The 17,827-nt window shown below is 70.8% G+C and carries 19 protein-coding genes; 14 read left to right on the forward strand and 5 right to left on the reverse strand.

The features are described from left to right. Window positions 1-23 precede the first annotated feature (23 nt). Together DFI_RS07480 and rsmA are read right to left on the reverse strand one after the other, a co-directional pair. Entirely contained in the window at window positions 24-956 is a 933-nt protein-coding gene (locus DFI_RS07480) for a carbohydrate kinase family protein (RefSeq protein WP_022801934.1), read from the reverse strand. A 112-nt stretch (window positions 957-1,068) separates the two neighbouring features. Continuing rightward, window positions 1,069-1,938, reverse strand: a complete 870-nt coding sequence (gene rsmA, locus DFI_RS07485) for a 16S rRNA (adenine(1518)-N(6)/adenine(1519)-N(6))-dimethyltransferase RsmA (protein ID WP_027461633.1) — start codon at window positions 1,936-1,938, stop codon at window positions 1,069-1,071. Window positions 1,939-2,033: 95 nt separating this feature from the next. Between rsmA and DFI_RS20150 the strand changes: the two genes are divergently transcribed. The 8 genes from DFI_RS20150 (at window position 2,034) to DFI_RS07525 (ending at window position 9,602) form a co-directional block, all read left to right on the forward strand. Next, window positions 2,034-2,894, forward strand: a complete 861-nt coding sequence (locus DFI_RS20150; RefSeq protein WP_027461634.1) for a tetratricopeptide repeat protein — start codon at window positions 2,034-2,036, stop codon at window positions 2,892-2,894. Window position 2,895: 1 nt separating this feature from the next. Next, window positions 2,896-4,413, forward strand: coding sequence for an NAD(P)H-hydrate dehydratase (locus DFI_RS07495; RefSeq protein WP_244940248.1), 1,518 nt, complete (start codon window positions 2,896-2,898; stop codon window positions 4,411-4,413). A gap of 76 nt (window positions 4,414-4,489) precedes the next feature. Then, window positions 4,490-5,212 (forward strand): DUF4388 domain-containing protein, encoded by a 723-nt coding sequence (locus DFI_RS07500; protein WP_022801930.1) that lies wholly within the window; start codon window positions 4,490-4,492, stop codon window positions 5,210-5,212. Window positions 5,213-5,284: 72 nt separating this feature from the next. Beyond that, window positions 5,285-6,958, forward strand: coding sequence for a glycerol-3-phosphate acyltransferase (locus tag DFI_RS07505; protein ID WP_027461636.1), 1,674 nt, complete (start codon window positions 5,285-5,287; stop codon window positions 6,956-6,958). Window positions 6,959-7,110: 152 nt separating this feature from the next. After that, window positions 7,111-8,115, forward strand: coding sequence for a 4-hydroxy-3-methylbut-2-enyl diphosphate reductase (ispH, locus tag DFI_RS07510; protein WP_022801928.1), 1,005 nt, complete (start codon window positions 7,111-7,113; stop codon window positions 8,113-8,115). A 3-nt stretch (window positions 8,116-8,118) separates the two neighbouring features. Beyond that, window positions 8,119-8,289, forward strand: coding sequence for a DUF1294 domain-containing protein (locus tag DFI_RS20710; protein ID WP_244940249.1), 171 nt, complete (start codon window positions 8,119-8,121; stop codon window positions 8,287-8,289). Between the two features lie 178 nt (window positions 8,290-8,467). Then, window positions 8,468-9,271 carry a [LysW]-aminoadipate kinase gene (locus DFI_RS07520; protein WP_027461637.1) on the forward strand — a complete coding sequence of 268 codons (804 nt, stop codon included), beginning with the start codon at window positions 8,468-8,470 and terminating at the stop codon, window positions 9,269-9,271. A gap of 52 nt (window positions 9,272-9,323) precedes the next feature. Further along, complete coding sequence (locus DFI_RS07525; protein ID WP_022801925.1) at window positions 9,324-9,602, forward strand: hypothetical protein; 279 nt, start codon at window positions 9,324-9,326, stop codon at window positions 9,600-9,602. A gap of 52 nt (window positions 9,603-9,654) precedes the next feature. On the opposite strand, the gene DFI_RS07530 is transcribed toward DFI_RS07525, so the two are convergent. Together DFI_RS07530 and DFI_RS07535 are read right to left on the reverse strand one after the other, a co-directional pair. Further along, window positions 9,655-10,986 carry a S1C family serine protease gene (locus DFI_RS07530; RefSeq protein WP_027461638.1) on the reverse strand — a complete coding sequence of 444 codons (1,332 nt, stop codon included), beginning with the start codon at window positions 10,984-10,986 and terminating at the stop codon, window positions 9,655-9,657. Between the two features lie 123 nt (window positions 10,987-11,109). Then, a complete protein-coding gene (locus tag DFI_RS07535) occupies window positions 11,110-11,490 on the reverse strand; it encodes a S1 RNA-binding domain-containing protein (protein ID WP_022801923.1) in 381 nt (126 codons plus the stop codon). A 120-nt stretch (window positions 11,491-11,610) separates the two neighbouring features. On the opposite strand from DFI_RS07535, the gene DFI_RS07540 reads away from it, so the two are divergent. The 5 genes from DFI_RS07540 to infB all read left to right on the forward strand — a co-directional run bounded on the left by DFI_RS07540 (window position 11,611) and on the right by infB (window position 16,283). After that, window positions 11,611-12,216: a septum site-determining protein MinC gene (locus DFI_RS07540; RefSeq protein WP_022801922.1), complete on the forward strand. Its 606-nt coding sequence runs from the start codon at window positions 11,611-11,613 to the stop codon at window positions 12,214-12,216. Between the two features lie 186 nt (window positions 12,217-12,402). Next, complete coding sequence (gene rimP, locus DFI_RS07545; protein WP_022801921.1) at window positions 12,403-12,870, forward strand: ribosome maturation factor RimP; 468 nt, start codon at window positions 12,403-12,405, stop codon at window positions 12,868-12,870. A gap of 41 nt (window positions 12,871-12,911) precedes the next feature. Continuing rightward, the gene (gene nusA, locus DFI_RS07550; RefSeq protein WP_022801920.1) at window positions 12,912-14,099 is read left to right on the forward strand and encodes a transcription termination factor NusA; all 1,188 of its coding nucleotides are present in this window, start codon (window positions 12,912-12,914) and stop codon (window positions 14,097-14,099) included. A gap of 3 nt (window positions 14,100-14,102) precedes the next feature. Continuing rightward, entirely contained in the window at window positions 14,103-14,405 is a 303-nt protein-coding gene (locus DFI_RS07555) for a YlxR family protein (RefSeq protein ID WP_027461639.1), read from the forward strand. Window positions 14,406-14,468: 63 nt separating this feature from the next. Further along, window positions 14,469-16,283, forward strand: coding sequence for a translation initiation factor IF-2 (gene infB / locus DFI_RS07560; protein ID WP_027461640.1), 1,815 nt, complete (start codon window positions 14,469-14,471; stop codon window positions 16,281-16,283). A gap of 80 nt (window positions 16,284-16,363) precedes the next feature. Here infB and DFI_RS07565 read toward each other — a convergent pair whose 3' ends face one another. Beyond that, complete coding sequence (locus tag DFI_RS07565) at window positions 16,364-17,233, reverse strand: hypothetical protein (RefSeq protein ID WP_051307388.1); 870 nt, start codon at window positions 17,231-17,233, stop codon at window positions 16,364-16,366. 192 nt (window positions 17,234-17,425) lie between these two features. On the opposite strand from DFI_RS07565, the gene DFI_RS07570 reads away from it, so the two are divergent. Next, a complete protein-coding gene (locus DFI_RS07570; protein ID WP_027461642.1) occupies window positions 17,426-17,758 on the forward strand; it encodes a hypothetical protein in 333 nt (110 codons plus the stop codon). Window positions 17,759-17,827 lie beyond the last annotated feature (69 nt).

Raw genomic sequence — 17,827 nt, forward strand, 5'->3', positions numbered from 1 at the left:
GCCTGATTGCGTGAAGTCCGGGGTTACTGGTCGAGGATCGCGGCTAGGTCCTTCTCGGTGATGGTGCGTTCCTGCGCGCCGAAGGTGGTCACCGACAGCGCCCCGGCGGCGTTGGCGGCGTGCGCGGCGTGCTTCAGGTCGCTGCCGGTCAGGATGGCGTGCGCGAACGCGGCGGCGAAGGTGTCGCCGGCGCCGGTGGTATCCACCACGCTCTCGTCGGGGCTGATGGCGTCCACGAGTTCAGTGTCGGTGGGCGTCCAGACGATGCTGCCCATCTTCCCAACCTTCACGATCACGTTCTGCGCGCCGGCCTGCCCGAGATGGTGCAGGGCGGCGCTGATGCTGTCCGTGCCGGTCAGGGCCTGCAGTTCCCGCTGGTTGAGCAGCAGGTACTCGGCGGGCAGGATGCTGTCCAGCAGACCGGTGCCGGCGCGGTTCACGGCGCCCGTGCCCAGGTCCACGAAGATCGGCACGCGTTTTTTCGCCTCGCGGGCGTACTTCATGGCGGCCAGGGCGTAGTCCCGCTGGGGGCTTTCGATCAGGCTGTAGGCGCTGACGATCAGGGCGTCGCTGCCCTCCACGTCCTTCTTCTTGAGTTTGGCGGGGTCGAGCTGGCGGTTGGCGGCGCCGTCGCCGATCATGGCGCGCTCGCCGCGTTCGGTCTGCATGACGGTGATGGTGCTGGTCAGCAGATCCGGGTCGCGCTGAATGGCGCTCTCGCTCACGCCGGATTCCCGGACGTAGCTCAGGGCGTACTCGGCGAACGGGTCGGCGCCGACGCGGGCGGCCAGGGTGACGGTGTGGCCCAGCCGGGCCAGGGTGACGCTGATGGTGCCGCCGGCGCCGCCGGGCTCCATGCTGGAGCGCTGGGGGCTGACCTCCTGACCGGGGCGGGGCAGCTGCTGAAGGTGGTAGAGGTGGTCGACGGTGACGTCGCCGATGACATAGAACTTCACGTCTGGGTTCCTCCGGGCCCGCGCGGGGCGGCCCTGTGCGTCCGGCCTCTCCCGGCGGTGGTGCGGCCGGCGGCGGACGGGAAATGGTGGTGTGGACGGGTGAGACCCGGGGTTACCGTACCACGCCCAGTTCCAGGGCAACGTGACGCATCTGGTCCAGCGGCACGTCCTCCGCCCGGACATCTTGCCTGAGGCCCGCGGCATGCAGCGCGGCGTCGATGGCCTCGCCCGCGTGGCCGGCCATGCGGAGGTTGTTGCGCATGGTCTTGCGGCGGTGGTGCAGGGCGGCCTCCACGAACTTCAGGTAGGCCGCTTCCGGCGCGGGGCGGCTGCGGTCGAAGTCCAGGCGGATGACGCTGCTGGTCACGTCCGGAGCGGGCAGGAACGCACCCTTGGGCACGTCGCGGACGTGCTTCACGCGGCCGTGCAGGGCGGCCAGGGCGCTCAGGAAGCCGTAGGCGTCCTCGCCGGGCTGCGCGGCGAGGCGCTGCCCGACCTCCTTCTGCACCAGGACGGTGGCGGACAGGATGCCGGGGGCGTGCATGAAGCGGGAGAGCAGCACGCCCGTGATGTAGTATGGCAGGTTCGCGATCACGCGCGTGCCGTCCGGCAGGGACGCGTAGTCGAAGTCCAGCGCGTCACCCCAGACCACCTTCACGTCCGTGCCGGCCAGCGTCTCGGCCAGGACGGGCTTGAGCCGCTCGTCCTTTTCCATGGCGGTGACCTGCGCGCCCCGGCTGGCGATCTCGCGGGTGAGCACGCCCAGGCCCGGGCCGACCTCCAGCACCGGCACGCCCGGCGCCGCGCCGCCCGCCTCGGCGATGGCGCGCAGGATGTTCCCGTCGATCAGGAAGTTCTGGCCCAGGCTCTTGGTGGGCCGCAGGCCGTGACGGGTCAGGAGTTCCTTCACGCGGGCCGGGGAGTACAGCGGCGCGGCGGAACCGGGGTCCGGGGTGGGGTGGGTGGAGTCGGGCAGGGTCAAGGGAGCTCCGGGGCAGGGGGGCGCGGCGGGTTCGGGGCGGGGTCGGAGGGCGCGACGGGGCGCGGCGTTCCGGGCGCGTCAGTATACTCTCCGGCATGACTGATTCCCTCACCCCGGCCCCGCCGACGCCGGGGGAATCGCCCGCCGGAGAGCCGGCGCGGCCCCTCCTGACCGAACTGATCCAGGCCCGCGAGTGGCGCCGGGCGCTGGCCGTAACGCGCGTGAGCGGTATGCACCCGCTGGTGCAGGACGTGTTCGAGCAGCTGCAACTCATGCAAGACGGCGTGCGGTCCCGCCGGTACCTGCTGTCCCGCAAGGCCCTCGCTGCGTACGAGGAGAGCCTGGACGCGATTGCCGGCACGGACGCGCCCCTCTCCACGGAGGAACTGGAGGCGCTGTCCACCCTGCGCCTGGACTGGCGGCCGGACGGCGTGCGGGAGGCGCTGGGCAGCCTGGACGCCGCGCAGAAGGCGTGGTCGCTGGAGTCGCTGGCGCTGGCCCTGGCACACCCGCTCACGCGGGCGGAGGCGCTGAACATCCAGGGCGTGCAGGCCGTGCGCGAGCACCGTGAGGCGGACGGGCAGGCCCTGTTCGAGGAGGCGCTGGTCGCCGACCCCGGGCACTACCGCGCGGTGTCGAACCTGGGCAACATCGAGATGGAGGCCGGCCGGTACGCGGAGGCCGAGGCGCTGTACCGCAAGGTGATCGCCCTGAACCCGGAATTCGACACCGGGCACCACAACCTGGGGGTGGCGCTGCGCCGCCAGGGGCAGGTGCGGGCGGGTGTGAAGTCCATCCGCCGGGCGCAGCAGCTGGGCATGCGTCAGGCCCGCGCCGACAGCCGCCTGGAGGTGGAGGAGCAGCTGCGGCAGAACCCGCGCCTGCGCCTGATCCGCTGGGCGCTGCTGATCGGGGTGGTGCTGGTGTTCGCGCTGACGATGCTGCTGGGCCGCTGAGATGCCCGCCGACCTGCCGGCCCTGGACACCCTGCTGCTGAGGTCCGGCTCGGAGGCGGTGCTGCTCCCGGACGGCGCGGGGCGCGTGGACGCCCGACTGGACCGCGCGGGCCTGCTGGACCTGACCATGGAGGAGGCCGGGCGGGCGGTGGCCACTGCGGCGCAGCGGCTCGCGCCGTCCGGACGGGTGGTGCTGCTGGCAGGTGGTGGCGCGAACGGCGGGGATGCCCTGGTGGCCGCGCGGCACCTGAGCGTGGCCGGACGGGACGTGCAGGTGCTGGCCGCGCCGGCCACGCACCCACTCACGCGGCTGAACCGCCGGCGGCTGAAGGCGGTGGGCGTGAGCCCGCAGGTTCTTTCCCCGGCGCGCCTGCGGGCGGGGGCGCGGGGCGCGGCCCTGCTGGTGGACGGGCTGCTCGGCACCGGGTTTCGCGCGCCGCTGCGGCCGTCCATGGAGGCGCTGATCGCCGAGGTGAATGCCGCCCGGGCGCAGGGGGCACCGGTGCTCGCCATCGACGTGCCCAGTGGCCTGGAGGCCGGGCCGGCCCGCGCGGCGGGCCCGGCGGTGCAGGCGGACGCGACCGTCACGCTGATGGGCTGGAAGCCCGCGCTGCTGTTCGGTGAGGCGGCCACGCGGGCCGGAGCGGTGGACCTGACCCCCCTCAGCGTGCCGCGCGCCTGGGTGGCGCCGGAAGCCGTGGCGGCCCGCCTGCCGGACGCCCTGATCGGGTTCTGGCTGCCGGAACGCCCCGCGGACGCCCACAAGGGCACCGCCGGACGGGTCTGGGTGCTGGGTGGCCATCCGGGTACGGCCGGCGCACCGGTGCTGGCGGGCGTAGGGGCCCTGCGGACCGGCGCGGGGCTGGTCACGCTGCACTCGCTGGCCGAGCTGCCGCTGCTGCACCCGGAGCTGATGGTCCGCCGGCACCCTTCCTGGCCGGAGGCCCTGCCGGCTCTGGCTGCCTCGGGCCTGCCGGACGCGCTGGCAGTGGGCATGGGGCTGGGGCCGGAGGCAGCCGAGGTCGCGCGGGCGGTGCTGGCCTGGAAGGTCCCCACGGTGCTGGATGCCGACGCCCTGCAACCGGACCTGGCGGGGGCCGGGCACGACCGGTGCGTGTGGACCCCCCACCCCGGGGAGGCGGCGCGCCTGCTGGACGTGCCGACCGCTCAGGTTACGGGTGATCCTCTGGTCTCGGCGCGGGCGTTGCAGGCGCAGATGGGGGGCGTGGTGGTGCTCAAGGGCGGTCCGAGCGTCGTCGCGTGGTCGGGCGGGCTGGTCGTGGCGCGCGGCGGGCACCCGGGCATGGCGACGGCCGGCATGGGGGACACGCTGGCGGGGGTGATCGCGGCCCTGCTGGGTCAGGGCCTGGACGCCGCGCGCGCGGCCCTCTGCGCGGTCCGGCTGCACGCCCGCGCCGGAGAGCGCGCCGCGGCCAGGCACCATTACGGCCTCGTGGCGGGGGACGTCGCGGAGGAGCTCGGGGGGGCGTGGCTGGACCTGCGGGCAACCGGAAGGTAGGCCGGGGCACGGCCCGCCGGGCGCTGTCCCGGGGCGCTGTGGCCGCGCTGGGTGCGGCGTGTTAGGCTGGCGGGACATGCAGGGTCTCTTGAGTGATCTGCCTCTCCTGGGCGTGCTGGAACTCATTCACGCCACCCGCCAGACGGGCGTTCTGGACGTTCAGGCGCGGGTGCCCTTCACCGTGGCGTTCCTGGACGGCGAGATCGTGGAGGGCGGCATCCTCGACTGGCTGGGCCGCGAGGCGCTACAGGCCAGTCCGCTGCTGGCCGACAGCGGCACCTTCGAGTTCACGCCGAAACCCGTGACGGGCACGCCGCTGGCGCCGTACGACCACTTCACGACCGACTGGGCCCGCGCCTCGGACGAGTGGGTGACGATCTGCGAGGTGATCAGCAGCCCCAGCCGCTTCTTCCACGGGGACCTGCTGGGCTTCGAGGCGGAGGAAGGCCTGAGCGTGCGGGCGGCCGCGCGGGAGTTCAACCAGCCGCTGTTCGACGTGGCGAGCGCCGTGGCCGAGGGCGTGCGGGACGGGGCATTGAAACCCATGGACCGCTACGCGTGGCACGGCCTGAAGCTGCGGCCGGCCGGCGAGCGGGCCACGCAGCACCCGGTGGCGCGCATGCTTCAGGGCGACCGCAAGCTGGGCGACCTGGTTGCGGAAGGCGTGCCGAACGAGGAAGTGCGCGCGTACCTGCTGGGCGAGCTGCGCATGGGCCTGCGCTTCCCGGGCAGCGGCTGGGTGCTGCGTGACCTGGTGTGGGAAGAGGACCACGGCCTCACCGACGACTTCGAGCTGTAATCCCTGGCCGACTGGGGCGGAGGGTGCTGCGGATAGAGCGCGGTTGCGGCCGGGCGGGCTAGAATCCCCGGCATGTTGTTTCTTGCTGCCCTGCTGCTGCTGGTCGCGTACCTGACGGGGAGTGCTCCCCTGGGGCAGGCGCTGCTGGCGCGGGCGGGAGTGAATGTCCGCACCCTGAACGCCCACAACCTGGGCGTGGAGAACGTGCTGCGGCACCTGGGGCCGGGGCTGGCGGCGGCGTCGGCGGCCGTGGATTTCCTGAAGGGCTTTGTGGCCGTGCTGATGGCGTCCAGTCTGGGTGAGCCGGAGGTGACGGTGCTGGCGGCCCTCGCGGCGTACCTGGGGCACCTGTACCCGCCCCGGCCGTTGTTCGGAGCGGGTGTGCCGCGCGGCCGGGGGAACCTGGTGCTGCTGGGCGCCCTGGCGGGCCTGGCGGTGACGGGCGCGGTGCCCATGTGGGTCACGGTGCTGCCCCTGATGGTGTTCGCGGCCGTGACCGGGTTCTGGGGGTACGCGAGCGTGGCGACCCTGGCGGGCCTGCTGGTGTTCACGCTGCTGGTGGCGGCGCTGCCCACGCCGGTGTCCATGAAGCTGGCCGCGCTGGCGCTGCTGGTCACGGCCACGTGGCGCTTCAAGGAGCAGCTGGGCCGGATGATGGACGGCACCGAGCCCCGCGTGGGCGAGGACGTGCCGATGGCCGGGAAGCGCAGTGACGAGGTGGTTGCGGCGTTCATGATCCACCCGATGAACCTCAAGGACCTGTGGTCCGCGCAGCGGTTCGCGTGGCTGCGGCCCCTGGTGGAGCGGGGCGTGGTGAGCGAGAAGGCCGTGCGCGACTTCTCGAACCACGTGCGCCCCATGAAGGTGGGCGAGCTGCGCGGCATCCGTACCGTGGACGGCAAGAGCGTGCGCTGCTACCTGCTGTCCGCGCCACTGCTGCCGGATGTGTTCCGGGACGACCCGGAGCTCGCCACGCAGCGCGCCATCGAGGGTGCCCGGCTGGCGCAGGAACTCGGCGCGGAGGTGTTCGGGCTGGGGGCCTTCTGGTCGGTGGTGGGGAACAAGGGCGTGGACGTGCAGGAGGCCGTGCCGGACATCACCATCACGAACGGCGGGGCGTACACCTCGGGGTCCGTGAAGGCCGCCATCCCCGGCATCGTGCAGCACTTCGCCGCGACCGGGCGCGACCTGAAGCACGCCACGGTGGGGATCGTCGGGGCGAACGGCGTGGTCGCGTTCGGGATCGCGCGAATGGTCGCGCCGCAGGTCCGCAAGGTGATCATGATCGGGCGGGACATGGAGCGCCTGGAGCGCACCGCCGCCACGCTGCGCCGCGCCGCGAAGGACACCGAGATCGTGTCCACCACGAGTTACGACACGCTGAAGGAAGCGGACCTGATCTTCAGCGCGACCAGCGACCCGAACCCCGTGATCTTCCCCGAGCACGTGAAGCCTGGCGCGTGGATCTTCGACGAGGGCCGCCCGGCGGACGTGCACGAGAGCGTGGCCCTGGTGCCCGGCGTGCGCATCATTCCGGGAGGCGTGGTGCTGCCGCCGGGCGGCATGACGAGCAACATCGACCTGCAGTTCGGGGACGGCGCGGTGCCCGCCTGCCTGGCGGAGACGTTGATCATCGCCGCGACCGGCGAGCACGAACGCAAGAGCCTGGGCGCGCAGACGCTGACGGAGAACATCAACTTCTTCGTGGAGCAGGCGGACAAGCTCGGTTTCCGCGTCGTGGACTGAGGCGGGCTAAGGCGGGGACGGGTGGTGGCCGGCTGGCGCCACCTGTTTGGTTGGTGCCCCCTGCCTATGTCCCTGTTCCAATTTTGGATATATTCACCCAAAGTCCGCTGCGGCCCCTTTCCCTCAGGACGCTCTCCCCTACACTGGGCCCCATGATCGAGCGTGTTCATCTGGCCAAACCGCGCGGGTTCTGCGCGGGCGTGGTCATGGCCATCCAGGCTGTGGAGAAAGCCGCAAAAACCGAGGAGAAACCGGTGACGGTGTACCACTCCATCGTGCACAACCACACGGTCGTGGAACGGCTCTCGCAGGGCGGCGGCGTGCATTTCGTGGAGGACCTGGAGGCCATCGAGGCGCTGCCGGACGGCGGGGACACCGTGATCTTCAGCGCGCACGGCATCAGCCCGGCGGTGCGGGAACGGGCGCGGGCGCTGGGCCTGAGCACCATCGACGCGACCTGCCCGCTGGTCACGAAGGTGCACACCGAGGCGAAGAAGTACGCCCGGGAGGGCTACACCATCCTGCTGATCGGGGACAGCGCCCGGCACCAGGAGGTCATCGGCACGCGCGGCGAGGCGCCGGACAGCACCATCCTGGTGGGCGTGCTGGGCCAGCCTCACAAGGAAGGCAGCGGGCTGAACGACCCGTACACCGTGCAGGTGCCGGACCCCGAGCGGCTGGTGGTGCTGACCCAGACGACCCTGAGCGTGGACGACACGCGCCGCACGGTGGAGGTCCTCAAATCGCGCTTCCCGGCGCTGGTGGTGCCGCCCAGCGAGGACCTGTGTTACGCCACGAAGAACCGGCAGGACGCCGTGAAGGGCATCGCGCCACAGGTGGACCTGTTCCTGGTGCTGACCAGCACGCACAGCAGCAACGGCATGCGCCTGCTGGAACTGGCCCGGGACCTGTGCGGCCGCGCCGAGCGCCTGGAGACGGTCGCGGATCTGGCGGGCGTGGACCTGAGCGGGGTGCGGTCGGTGGGGATCACGAGTGCGGCGAGCACCCCGGACGACCTGGTGCAGGCAGTCGTGGAGCACTTCCGGAGCCTGAACCCGGCGCTGCAGGTGGTCGAGGAAGGCGAGTGGGAGAACATCGAGTTCCGCGAGCCGAAGAAGCTGCTGCCAACCCAGCCGCTGCCGCGCACGCTGACCTGACGCGTGCCGTTGAGTGATTGGGCGGGCCTGCTGTTCCGCGCGTTCGTGGTGTGGCAGGTGGGGTGGGGGCTGGTGGCGTTCGTGATGGTGTGGCGGGACAAGGGGCTGGCGCGTTCGGGCCGCGGGCGCACGCCGGAGCGGGACCTGCACCGCGCGGAGGCGTGGGGCGGGTAGCTGGGGTCGTTCGTGGCGCAGCAGGTGTTCCGGCACAAGACGCGGAAGGCGGCGTACCAGCGGGTGTTCCGGCGGATCGCGGCCGGGTGGGTGATCGCGTGGGTGGGCGCCCTCCTTCTAGGAGTTTTCATTTGAAAGTCGTTTGACCTGGAATCCTGCCAAACGTTAGGATCAATGCATGATCATCGTGAAGGTCGGCGGGAGCGCCGGAATTGACTACGACGCCGTCTGCGCCGACATCGCCGCCCTCTGGAAAGAGGGCCAGCGGCTCGTGCTCGTGCACGGCGGCAGCGGCGAGACCAACCGCGTGGCCGAGGCGCTGGGCCACCCGCCCCGCTTCGTCACCAGCCCCAGCGGGTACACCAGCCGCTTCACGGACCGCGAAACGCTGGAAATCTTCGAGATGGTGTACTGCGGCAAGATGAACAAGGGCATCGTGGAGCGCCTCCAGCGGCTCGGCGTGAACGCGGTGGGCCTGTCGGGCCTGGACGGCCGCATCTTCGAGGGCCGGCACAAGGACAGCGTCCGCGCGGTCGAGAACGGCAAGGTGAAGGTCCTGCGCGGGGACCACACCGGCACGGTGGAGAAGGTGAACACCGGGCTGATCGAACTGCTGCTGAACGCCGGATACCTGCCGGTGCTCACGCCGCCCGCCAGCAGTTACGAGGGCGTGGCGATTAACGTGGACGGTGACCGCGCCTCCGCCGCCCTGGCCGTGGCCCTGCGCGCCGAGGCGCTGCTGCTGCTGTCCAACGTGCCCGGGCTACTGCGGGCCTTCCCGGACGAGAGCAGCCTGATCCGCGAGATTCCCGCCGGTGACGTGGAGAGCTACCTCGAATTCGCGCAGGACCGCATGAAGAAGAAGGTGCTGGGTGCCGCCGAGGCCGTGCAGGGCGGCGTGGGTCGCGTGGTCTTCGGCGACGCGCGGCAGGCCCAGCCGGTCAGCGCGGCGCTGGGTGGGGCGGGCACCGTCGTCGCCTGAAGGCGGGCCAGTGCGGAGGGTTCAGCTCTCCCCTGCTATCCTCCGTGCCGGTATGCAGGCGGCGGAACTTCTCTCCTTCCTCTCAGCGCGTGGTGGACGCGAATTCCGCGTGACGGCGCTGCTGCTGTCCGGCCGCGGCCGCAAGGCGGTGCGCCGGGAGCTGGGTGCGTACCACCTGACGGTGCGCGGCGAGTTCGTGCAGGCGACCGGGCCCAGCGGGCAGACCCGGCAGCTGAGCGCGCAGGAGTTCACGCAGGTGTTCGGCGCGCACCAGTTCACGCCGCCGGAACCGACCGGCGTGCTCACCGACCTGGGCCCGCTGTTCGGGTAATCACGAACGGGGCGCAGCCGGCACGATGGCGGCTGCGCCCCTCTGTACACCCTTACTGCTGGGTCTGCTGCGGGAAGTCGAAGGCCTGGAGTTCCACGGTCACCTGCCGGGTCTGGCCGCCCCGGGTCAGGCTGAGGGTGATCTTGTCCCCGATGGCCTTGCCGATCACGGCGCGCCGCAGGTCCTCGCCCTCGGTGACGGGCTGGCCGTCGATGGCGGTGATGATGTCGCCGTTCGTGCTGATCTGCTCGCCGGCGTTGCCCGCGCCCAGCGGCACGGCGTTCGTGCCGGCCTGCAGGTTGGCGCGGGAGGCGGGGCTGTTCGGGTACACCCGCTGCAGCAGCGCGCCGGTGTCCGGGAGCTTGTTCTGCGTGCGGAAGTCCTCCGGCAGGCCGGACAGGTCCGTGAACTGGATGCCCAGGGTGGGCGGCTGGATCACCTCGGTCTTGCCGGACTGGAGTTGCGGCAGCAGGCGTTTGACGGTGTTCACGGGAATGGCGAAGCCCACCCCGGCGCTCTGGCCGATGCCGCCGGTGAGAATCTGGGTGTTCACGCCGATCACCTGCCCGGCGCTGTTCAGCAGCGGGCCGCCGCTGTTGCCGGGGTTGATGGCCGCGTCCGTCTGGATGACCTTCTGGTACACCGGCTGGCGGTTCCCGGTGGGCTGCCCGACCGGCACGGTGCGTTCCAGGTTGGAGATGATGCCCTCGGACACGCTGAAGTCCAGCCCGAAGGGCGCGCCCATGGCGATGGCCTTGAGGCCCACGTCCAGCTGGTCGCTGTCGCCCAGCGGGATCGGCTGGATGGACGCCGCAGGCACGTTCTCGGCGCGGATCAGCGCCAGGTCGAAGTCGGGCGCGCGGGCGATCACCTTGGCCTTGTACTCCTTCTGGTCGTGGAGTTTGATGGTGATCTCGCTGGCGCCCTCGACGACGTGGTTGTTGGTGATGATGTCGCCCTGCTTGTTCACGAAAAAGCCGCTGCCGGTGCCCTGGCTGGGCTGGGCGCCGGTGTCGGGAATGCCGAACTGCTGCTGGAGGCGCTGGCGCAGCTGCGCTTCCTCGCTGTTGGCGCTGCTTTCGGTGACGCTGATGAACACCAGGCCGTTCTGCTGTTCCTTGACGACCTGAACGGTGTTCGCCTCGGACTCGGTGCGGGCGCGGCCGTTGTCGAAGGTGGCCGGGGTGGGGGTGGCCGTGCCTGCGCCGGTGTCGGTGGCCGGCGTGGTGGTCGTGCCGGATTCGGTGGTGGCGGTGCTGGGTTCGGTGGCCGTCGTGCTCTGGCCGCCGAGGTCCACGGTGCGGCGGAAGTTGCCGTCGCAGGCGGTCAGGGCGCCCAGCGCGAGAACGCCGGTCAGGGTCAGGGCAGGCAGGGAGAACTTCATGCGCCCATTGTTGGCGCGGGCGGTTACGCGACGGTTAAAGCGGCGCAGCGGAAGTCCTTACACACGGCCCCCTGGGCAAAGGGAAAGGCCCGGCCGAATGGGCCGGGCCTTGGCGGGGCGCGTTTACTTCTTGCGCTTGCCGGCAGGTTTCTTGCCGCCGCCGGCGGTGGTGCGCTCCTTGGCGTCGCGCATGAAGGAGCGCAGTTTCGCTTCGAACTGCGGGCTCTGGCGGCCGATCGCGCGGGGGCGGGGCACTTCCTCGGGCTCTTCCAGCAGTTCCTTGATGGACAGGTCCAGGCGGCCGCGCTCGTCACGGCCGAGCACCTTGACTTCCACGGTGTCGCCCTCACGGACGTGGTCGTGGATGTTGCGCACGAACGAGTGGGCGATCTGCGAGATGTGCACGAGGCCCGTCTCACCGTTCTCGAACTGGATGAACGCGCCGAAGTCCGTCACGCGCGTGATGCGGCCCTCTGCCACCGCACCGGAATCAAGCTGCACCAAGGCGAATCTCCTCAAAAGGCATGTGACCCACTTTACACCATGCCGCCCCCCCTGCCACCCGCAGGTCTTTAGACGCCGTGCAGGAACACGGATGCGCCCCCGCCCGCTAGGATGAACTTCATGAAGTTGCGCGGCACGTTGGGTGGTCTGAACCTCCTTCTCGAACCGGGAGACACGGCAGGAAGTGTCGCCCAGGCCCTCGCGGCCCGGCAGGAGATGCTCGCCAGCCAGGTCACGGTGGAGATCGAGGGCGACGCCAGCCCCGAGGCACTGGAAACGGCCCTGACCTCCATCCGGCTGGCGGGCGGCACGGTGGGCCGCATCCGGGCGCCGCGCGTGACCGTGAACGCCGCGCAGGCCGCGCCGGTCGTGGTGAACGCGCGCACCGTGATCGTGCCGCACGGCGTCCGGGCGGGGTTCCGCGGGGAGTACGCCGGAAGCGTGATCGTGCTGGGGGACGTGAACCCGGGCGCGGAACTGGTCGCGGGCGGGGACGTGATCGTGGTGGGGGCGCTGCGCGGGGTGGCGCACGCCGGCACGGACGGGAACCTGGACGCGATCGTGTGGGCGCGGCCCATCGCCAGCACGCAGATCCGCATCGGGGACGCGGTGGCGCGCGCGCCGGAAGGCAGCAGCCTGAGCAACATGCGCCGCGCCGAGGGCACGCCCGTGGCCGAAATTGCCCGCCTTCAGGACGGGCAGATCGTGATCGACGTGCAGAAGTAACGCTCCAGTCCGGCACCGGTCTCGTTCCCCGGGGCCGGTGCTCTGTGATCGGCGTTCCAGCAGGCGTCTTTGCGCGTGCGGTATACTTTCATTCGAAATCCTCGGACGGAGGGTGGGCGAGGTCCCACCCTTTTTCGTGGAGGGGGTGGTGAACAGGCTGGAAACGTTCTTTCTGGCCGCGACAATATGAATAACAACGCAAGCAACAATTCACAGACGGGGCCCCTCACACAGATCGCGCAGGCGGCCGTGGACGCCCTGGGGTACGAGGTGCTCGAAGTGCAGCTTCAGGACGGCGGCCGGGTCGTTCTGGTCCGCATCGACCGGCTGGACGAGCAGCCCGTCACCATGGAGGACCTGACCAAGGCCAGTCGCGCCGCGGAAGCCGAATTCGACCGGCTGGACCCCATCAAGGGCGAGTACCGCCTGGAGTTCGAGTCCCCCGGCGCCAAGCGGCCCCTGAACCGCGCCCGGCACTTCGAGCGGATGGTGGGCCTCAAGGCCCGCGTGCGCGCCGAGGGCCACGCCTTCACCGCGCCGATCAAGGCCGTGAACGGCGACCAGGTGACCTTCGACGTGAGCGGCGAGGACGTCACCCTGACCGCCGGCAGCATTCAGGCGAACCTTGCGGAATTCCCGGACCGGCACCGCTGAGCGCCCGGCGCCGACACCTTCATTCAAAGGACACTGGAACAATGACCGAACCTGAAGTCAATTTTGCGGACGCGCTGCGTGAAGTCGCGCAGGCCCGCAACATCAACGAACTGCAGCTGATCGAGGCCTTCGAGCAGAGTCTCGCGCAGGCCTACACCCGCAACGTCGAACCCGACAAGCGCATCGAGGTGCACCTGGACCCGCAGTCCGGCGAGCTGGAAGTGCTGGTCGTGCGCGAGGTCGTGGAAAAGGTCGAGGACGAGAACCTGCAGATCTCCCTGGCCGACGCGCTGGAACTCGATCCTGGCGTCGAGATCGGCATGGAGATGGAATTCCCTGTGGACCGCGAGAAGTTCAGCCGCATCGCGCTGCAGGCCGCCAAGCAGACCCTGACGCAGAAGATGCGCGAAACCGAGCGGAACGTCGTGTACAACGAGTACAAGGACCGCGAGGGCCAGGTGCTGACCGCGCAGGTGGTCCGCAGCGACAACAAGGGCAACTGGTTCGTGGAACTGGGCGCCGGCGAGGCGATCCTCCCACCCCGCGAGCAGATTCCCGGAGAGAAACTCACGCCCGGCAACCGCGTGAAGATCTACCTCAAGGAAGTCCGCAAGACGCCCAAGGGGCCCACCATCCTGGCGTCCCGCGCCGACGAGCGGCTGCTGGACTACCTGCTCAAGCAGGAGATCCCGGAAGTCGCCAACGGCATCGTGGAGGTCAAGGCGATCTCCCGCGAGGCCGGGCAGCGCAGCAAGGTCGCGGTGTTCTCCCACAACAGCAACGTGGACCCCATCGGCGCCTGCATCGGGCACCGCGGGAACCGCATCCAGGCCGTGACCGGCGAACTCGGCCGCGAGCGCGTGGACGTGATCCTGTGGGACGCCAACACCCGCGACTTCATCCGCAACGCCCTGTCCCCCGCGAAGGTGGGCCTGATCGAGGTGCAGCCCGAGGCGCGCGCCGCGACCGTGACCGTCACGCCCGACCAGCTCAGCCTGGCGATCGGCAAGGGCGGGCAGAACGTGCGCCTGGCCGCGAAACTCACCGGGTTCAAGATCGACCTGCGGGAAACCGCCGCGATTCAGGACCTGGACGCCGCCATGCAGCAGGCGCTGCAGGACGAGCAGGAAGGCCGCGAGACGGGCGACACCGCCAAGTCCGCGTTCGACGCCCTGTTCGCCGACAGCAAGCCGGTGCACACCGCCACGCCGGACGACACCCAGGAGTAAGGCTTGACGGTCACCCCCCACCCCGCCCTCTCCCGCCAGAAGCACGTTCCGGAACGGACCTGCGTGGCCTGCCGCCGCAAGCGGCCCCAGGCCGAGTTCCGCCGGGTCACGCGTGTGGGCGGCGTGTGGACGGTGCAGGAGGGTGACCGCACAGGCCGGGGCGCGTACGTCTGCGCCGACACCCCGGCGTGCTGGCAGGAAAAACGCCTGCGCCGGGCGTTCGGGGCGCAGGCGCCGCAGGTCGCCGCGCAGCTGGCCGGCCCCACCCCTTCACCAATTCCCATGGATCAGCCCATGACAACCTGATCTTCACCCGCCGCCGCCCACGCACCAGCGGGCGGGCCAGCGCGGGACTCACCGGAGGTGAGCATGTCGAAAGTCCGTATTTACACTCTCGCCAAGGAACTTGGCGTGGACAACCACAAGATGCTGGAACTCCTGGATGGCCTGGGCGTCGCGTACAAGAGCGTGAGCAGCACCATCGAGGAAGAGACCGTCGAACTGATCAAGCAGCTCCTCGCCGAGGAGGCCGGTGCGGATACCGCCGGTGCCAGTGCGGCGCCGGCCGTGGCCGAGACCACCCCGGCCGCGGAAACGGTCACTGCGCCCGCCGAGCCGGCCGCCACGCCTGCCCGGCAGCCCGAAGCGGAACCGGCCGCCGAACCCGTGAACGAAGTCCCGCACCGTGCGCCGGTCGTGACGATCATGGGCCACGTGGACCACGGCAAGACCAGCCTGCTGGACTACATCCGCAAGACCAAGGTCGCCGCGAAGGAAGCCGGCGGGATTACCCAGCACGTTGGGGCGTTCGAGGCGAAGACCAGCAAGGGCAAGATCGTGTTCATCGACACGCCCGGCCATGAGGCCTTCACCACCATCCGCGCCCGCGGGGCGAATGTGGCGGACATCGCGATCATCGTGATCGCCGCCGACGACAGCCTGATGCCGCAGACCCGCGAGGCCATCGCGCACGCCCAGGCCGCCAAGGTCCCCATGATCGTGGCGATCAACAAGGTGGACCTCCCGCAGGCCGACCCGGAGAAGGTCAAGACCGACCTCACGCAGCTGAACCTCGTGCCCGAAGAGTACGGCGGGGACGTGGTCGTGGTGCCCGTCAGCGCCAAGACCGGCGAGGGTGTCGAGGACCTGCTGGAGTACATCAGCCTGACCGCCGAACTCGAGGACCTGCGCGCCGATCCCAAGGGTCAGTTCAGCGGCGTGATCATCGAGGGCCGCGTGGACAAGCAGGCGGGCGTGCTCGCCACCGTGATGGTGCAGGAAGGCACCCTGCACGTCGGGGACTTCCTGGTCGTGGGTGAAAGCTACGGCAAGATCAAGGCCATGACGGACAGCAACGGCGGGCGCATCAAGGAAGCCGGCCCGAGCACCCCGGTGCAGATCCTGGGCTTCAGCGAGGTGCCCAGCAGCGGCGAGAAGGTCCAGAGCGCCAAGAACGAGCACGCCGCGCGCGAGGTCATCGCCCAGCGCGCCGATCAGCGCCGCGACGAGGAGGACGCCCGCGACCGCCGCCGCGCCCAGCGCAGCCTCGAAGACCTGCTCGGGCCGCTCGGCGAGGTCCGCACCGTGAACCTGATCCTGCGCGCCGACACGCAGGGCAGCGTCGAAGCCATCCAGGGCATCCTGGCCCGCAAGGAAAGCGACGACGTCAAGATCAACGTGATGCTCTCCGGCATCGGCGCGCCCACCGAAGGGGACGTCCTGCTGGCCAGCACCGCCGAGGCGACCATCCTGTGCTTCAGCGTCACCCCGGCCGGCGGCGTGAAGAAGATCGCGGACACCAAGGGCATCGAGATCAAGTCCTTCCGGATCATCTACGAACTCATCGACGAGGTGGACCGCCTGATCAAGGGCAACCTGGAGCCCGTGTTCGAGGAACGCTACCTGGGCCGCGCGGAGGTCCGCATGGTCATCCGCCACCCCAAGAGCGGCAACATCGCCGGGTCGTACGTCACGGACGGCATGTTCCGCCGCAACGCGAAGGCCAAGGTCACGCGCGGCAAGCAGGTCGTGTACGAGGGCACCGTGGTGGGCCTCAAGCGCTTCAAGGACGACGTCCGCGAAGTGCAGACCGGCTACGAGTGCGGGATCAACCTCGACTGGAACGACGTGATGGAAGGCGACATCATCGAGGCGACCGAGATGGTCGAGGTCGAACAGGCCTGAGCCACCCCAGTTGACGAGCAAGGCCCGGGCACTCATGTCCCGGGCCTTGCCCTTGTGGCTGCTGGCCGCTGCGCTCCGATTCAGATGCCGCTGGCGCTCGGGGCAACGGCCGCCGGTTCAGTCGGCATGCTGTCCTGGGCGCCGTCCTGCCCGTCGTGGAAGCCTCCGCGGCCTCCCCTGCCGCCCCGGCCGAAGCCGCGGCCGGCGGGGGTCAGGCCGAAGGTCGCGTCGGCCTGCGCCTGCTGAACCATCTGGTCGGCCTGCGCCTGCTGAACCATCTGGTCGGCCTGCACCTGCGTGAGGCGGCCGGCGGTGACCTCGGCCGCCAGGGCTGTCTTCAGGGCCGCGACGGCCGCCGCGTGCAGGCTGGCGGTGCTGACGCCCTTGGCCTGGGCGAGCTGCGCGATGGTCTTCCCAGCCTGGAGTTCCGTGACGAGTTGCTGCTCGGTCAGGCCGAGGGCCCGGGCGACGGCCGCCGTGACAGCCGGACCACCTGCGCGCAGGCCGCCGTGCCGGCCCCCGGGGCCGCCGAAGCCGCGGCCTCCAGCCAGCCCGAGCGGGTTCTGCGTGAGGTTCTGCTTCATGAAGGCCGCTTGGTCGGCGGTGAAATCCCCGGCCCTCACACCCTGGTCAATGGTGGCCGTGCCGGCGGCGGTGGCCGCCGCCTTGAGTTTGTCCAGGGTGATGCCGAGCTGCGCGGCGAGCTTCTGGAGGAACACGTCAGCGTAGTTCGTGCCGGTGCCCGGCTGCGCCTGCCCGGGCTGGGCCGGGGGGGTGGCGCCCGGCTGGGCGGGCTGCACGCGCTGGGCCTGCGCCTGCGTGGCGGGATCCTGAGCGGTGCCGGTCTGGGCGAGCACCATGCCGACCGTGAGGGGCAGGGCCGCCCAGGCGATCAGGGGCAGGTTCAGGCGGCGGCGGGGCGTGGGGTGGGGGGGGGCCGGGGTGGTCATGGGGTCTCCTCGGGCCGGGGCCCTGTGGGAATGAGATGGGGGGGCTGGCGTGGTCCTGGGGGTTCAGGCCCTGTCCACTCGTGCAGCCTGGGCCCGGGCGGTTAAGCGGCGGCTAACGGGTGGGGGGTGGGCACCGGTCACCGCGCGGCCGGGCGGGGTGGGGTATCCTGTGGCGCTTTGAGCAGGATGGTCATGCCCCCGAGTGCAGCCTGGAAGGCGCGTCTGATCGCGCTTCCCGGGGTCCTGACCCTGCTGTCGCTGCTGGCCGTGGTGCTGGGCTCCCAGCCTCCGGCGCCGGACACCGCGCCACGGATGACGGCGGGCGCGGTTATGCCCAGCCTCCCGGAACTGCGGGCCACACCGGCCCCCGCGCCGGCCGTGCCGCTCCTGACGGGCACGCCGCCCGAGTCCTTCCGGCTGTCGTCGGCCGCGCGGGAGCTGGGCGCCGCGCTGCGCCCCTGGACGGACCCGGTGCGCGCGCCGGACCTCCGGGTGCTGGGGCGCCGGCAGACGGACGGCGGCTGAGCCCGTCCCTTTCCGGCCGCCGGTATGTTCTGGCGCTGCGGAGTGGACGGCCCGGTTTCCGCTGGAAAC

This window comes from Deinococcus ficus, assembly GCF_003444775.1.
GTDB lineage: Bacteria > Deinococcota > Deinococci > Deinococcales > Deinococcaceae > Deinococcus > Deinococcus ficus.

Bases quoted from the DNA above. Each gene is read 5' to 3' on its own strand.
- DFI_RS20150 (WP_027461634.1), top strand. From the start codon at position 2,034: ATGACTGATTCCCTCACCCCGGCCCCGCCGACGCCGGGGGAATCGCCC.
- DFI_RS07495 (WP_244940248.1), top strand. From the start codon at position 2,896: ATGCCCGCCGACCTGCCGGCCCTGGACACCCTGCTGCTGAGGTCCGGC.
- DFI_RS07500 (WP_022801930.1), top strand. From the start codon at position 4,490: ATGCAGGGTCTCTTGAGTGATCTGCCTCTCCTGGGCGTGCTGGAACTC.
- DFI_RS07505 (WP_027461636.1), top strand. From the start codon at position 5,285: ATGTTGTTTCTTGCTGCCCTGCTGCTGCTGGTCGCGTACCTGACGGGG.
- ispH (WP_022801928.1), top strand. From the start codon at position 7,111: ATGATCGAGCGTGTTCATCTGGCCAAACCGCGCGGGTTCTGCGCGGGC.
- DFI_RS07520 (WP_027461637.1), top strand. From the start codon at position 8,468: ATGATCATCGTGAAGGTCGGCGGGAGCGCCGGAATTGACTACGACGCC.
- DFI_RS07525 (WP_022801925.1), top strand. From the start codon at position 9,324: ATGCAGGCGGCGGAACTTCTCTCCTTCCTCTCAGCGCGTGGTGGACGC.
- DFI_RS07530 (WP_027461638.1), bottom strand. From the start codon at position 10,986: ATGAAGTTCTCCCTGCCTGCCCTGACCCTGACCGGCGTTCTCGCGCTG.
- DFI_RS07540 (WP_022801922.1), top strand. From the start codon at position 11,611: ATGAAGTTGCGCGGCACGTTGGGTGGTCTGAACCTCCTTCTCGAACCG.
- rimP (WP_022801921.1), top strand. From the start codon at position 12,403: ATGAATAACAACGCAAGCAACAATTCACAGACGGGGCCCCTCACACAG.
- nusA (WP_022801920.1), top strand. From the start codon at position 12,912: ATGACCGAACCTGAAGTCAATTTTGCGGACGCGCTGCGTGAAGTCGCG.
- infB (WP_027461640.1), top strand. From the start codon at position 14,469: ATGTCGAAAGTCCGTATTTACACTCTCGCCAAGGAACTTGGCGTGGAC.
- DFI_RS07565 (WP_051307388.1), bottom strand. From the start codon at position 17,233: ATGACCACCCCGGCCCCCCCCCACCCCACGCCCCGCCGCCGCCTGAAC.
- DFI_RS07570 (WP_027461642.1), top strand. From the start codon at position 17,426: ATGCCCCCGAGTGCAGCCTGGAAGGCGCGTCTGATCGCGCTTCCCGGG.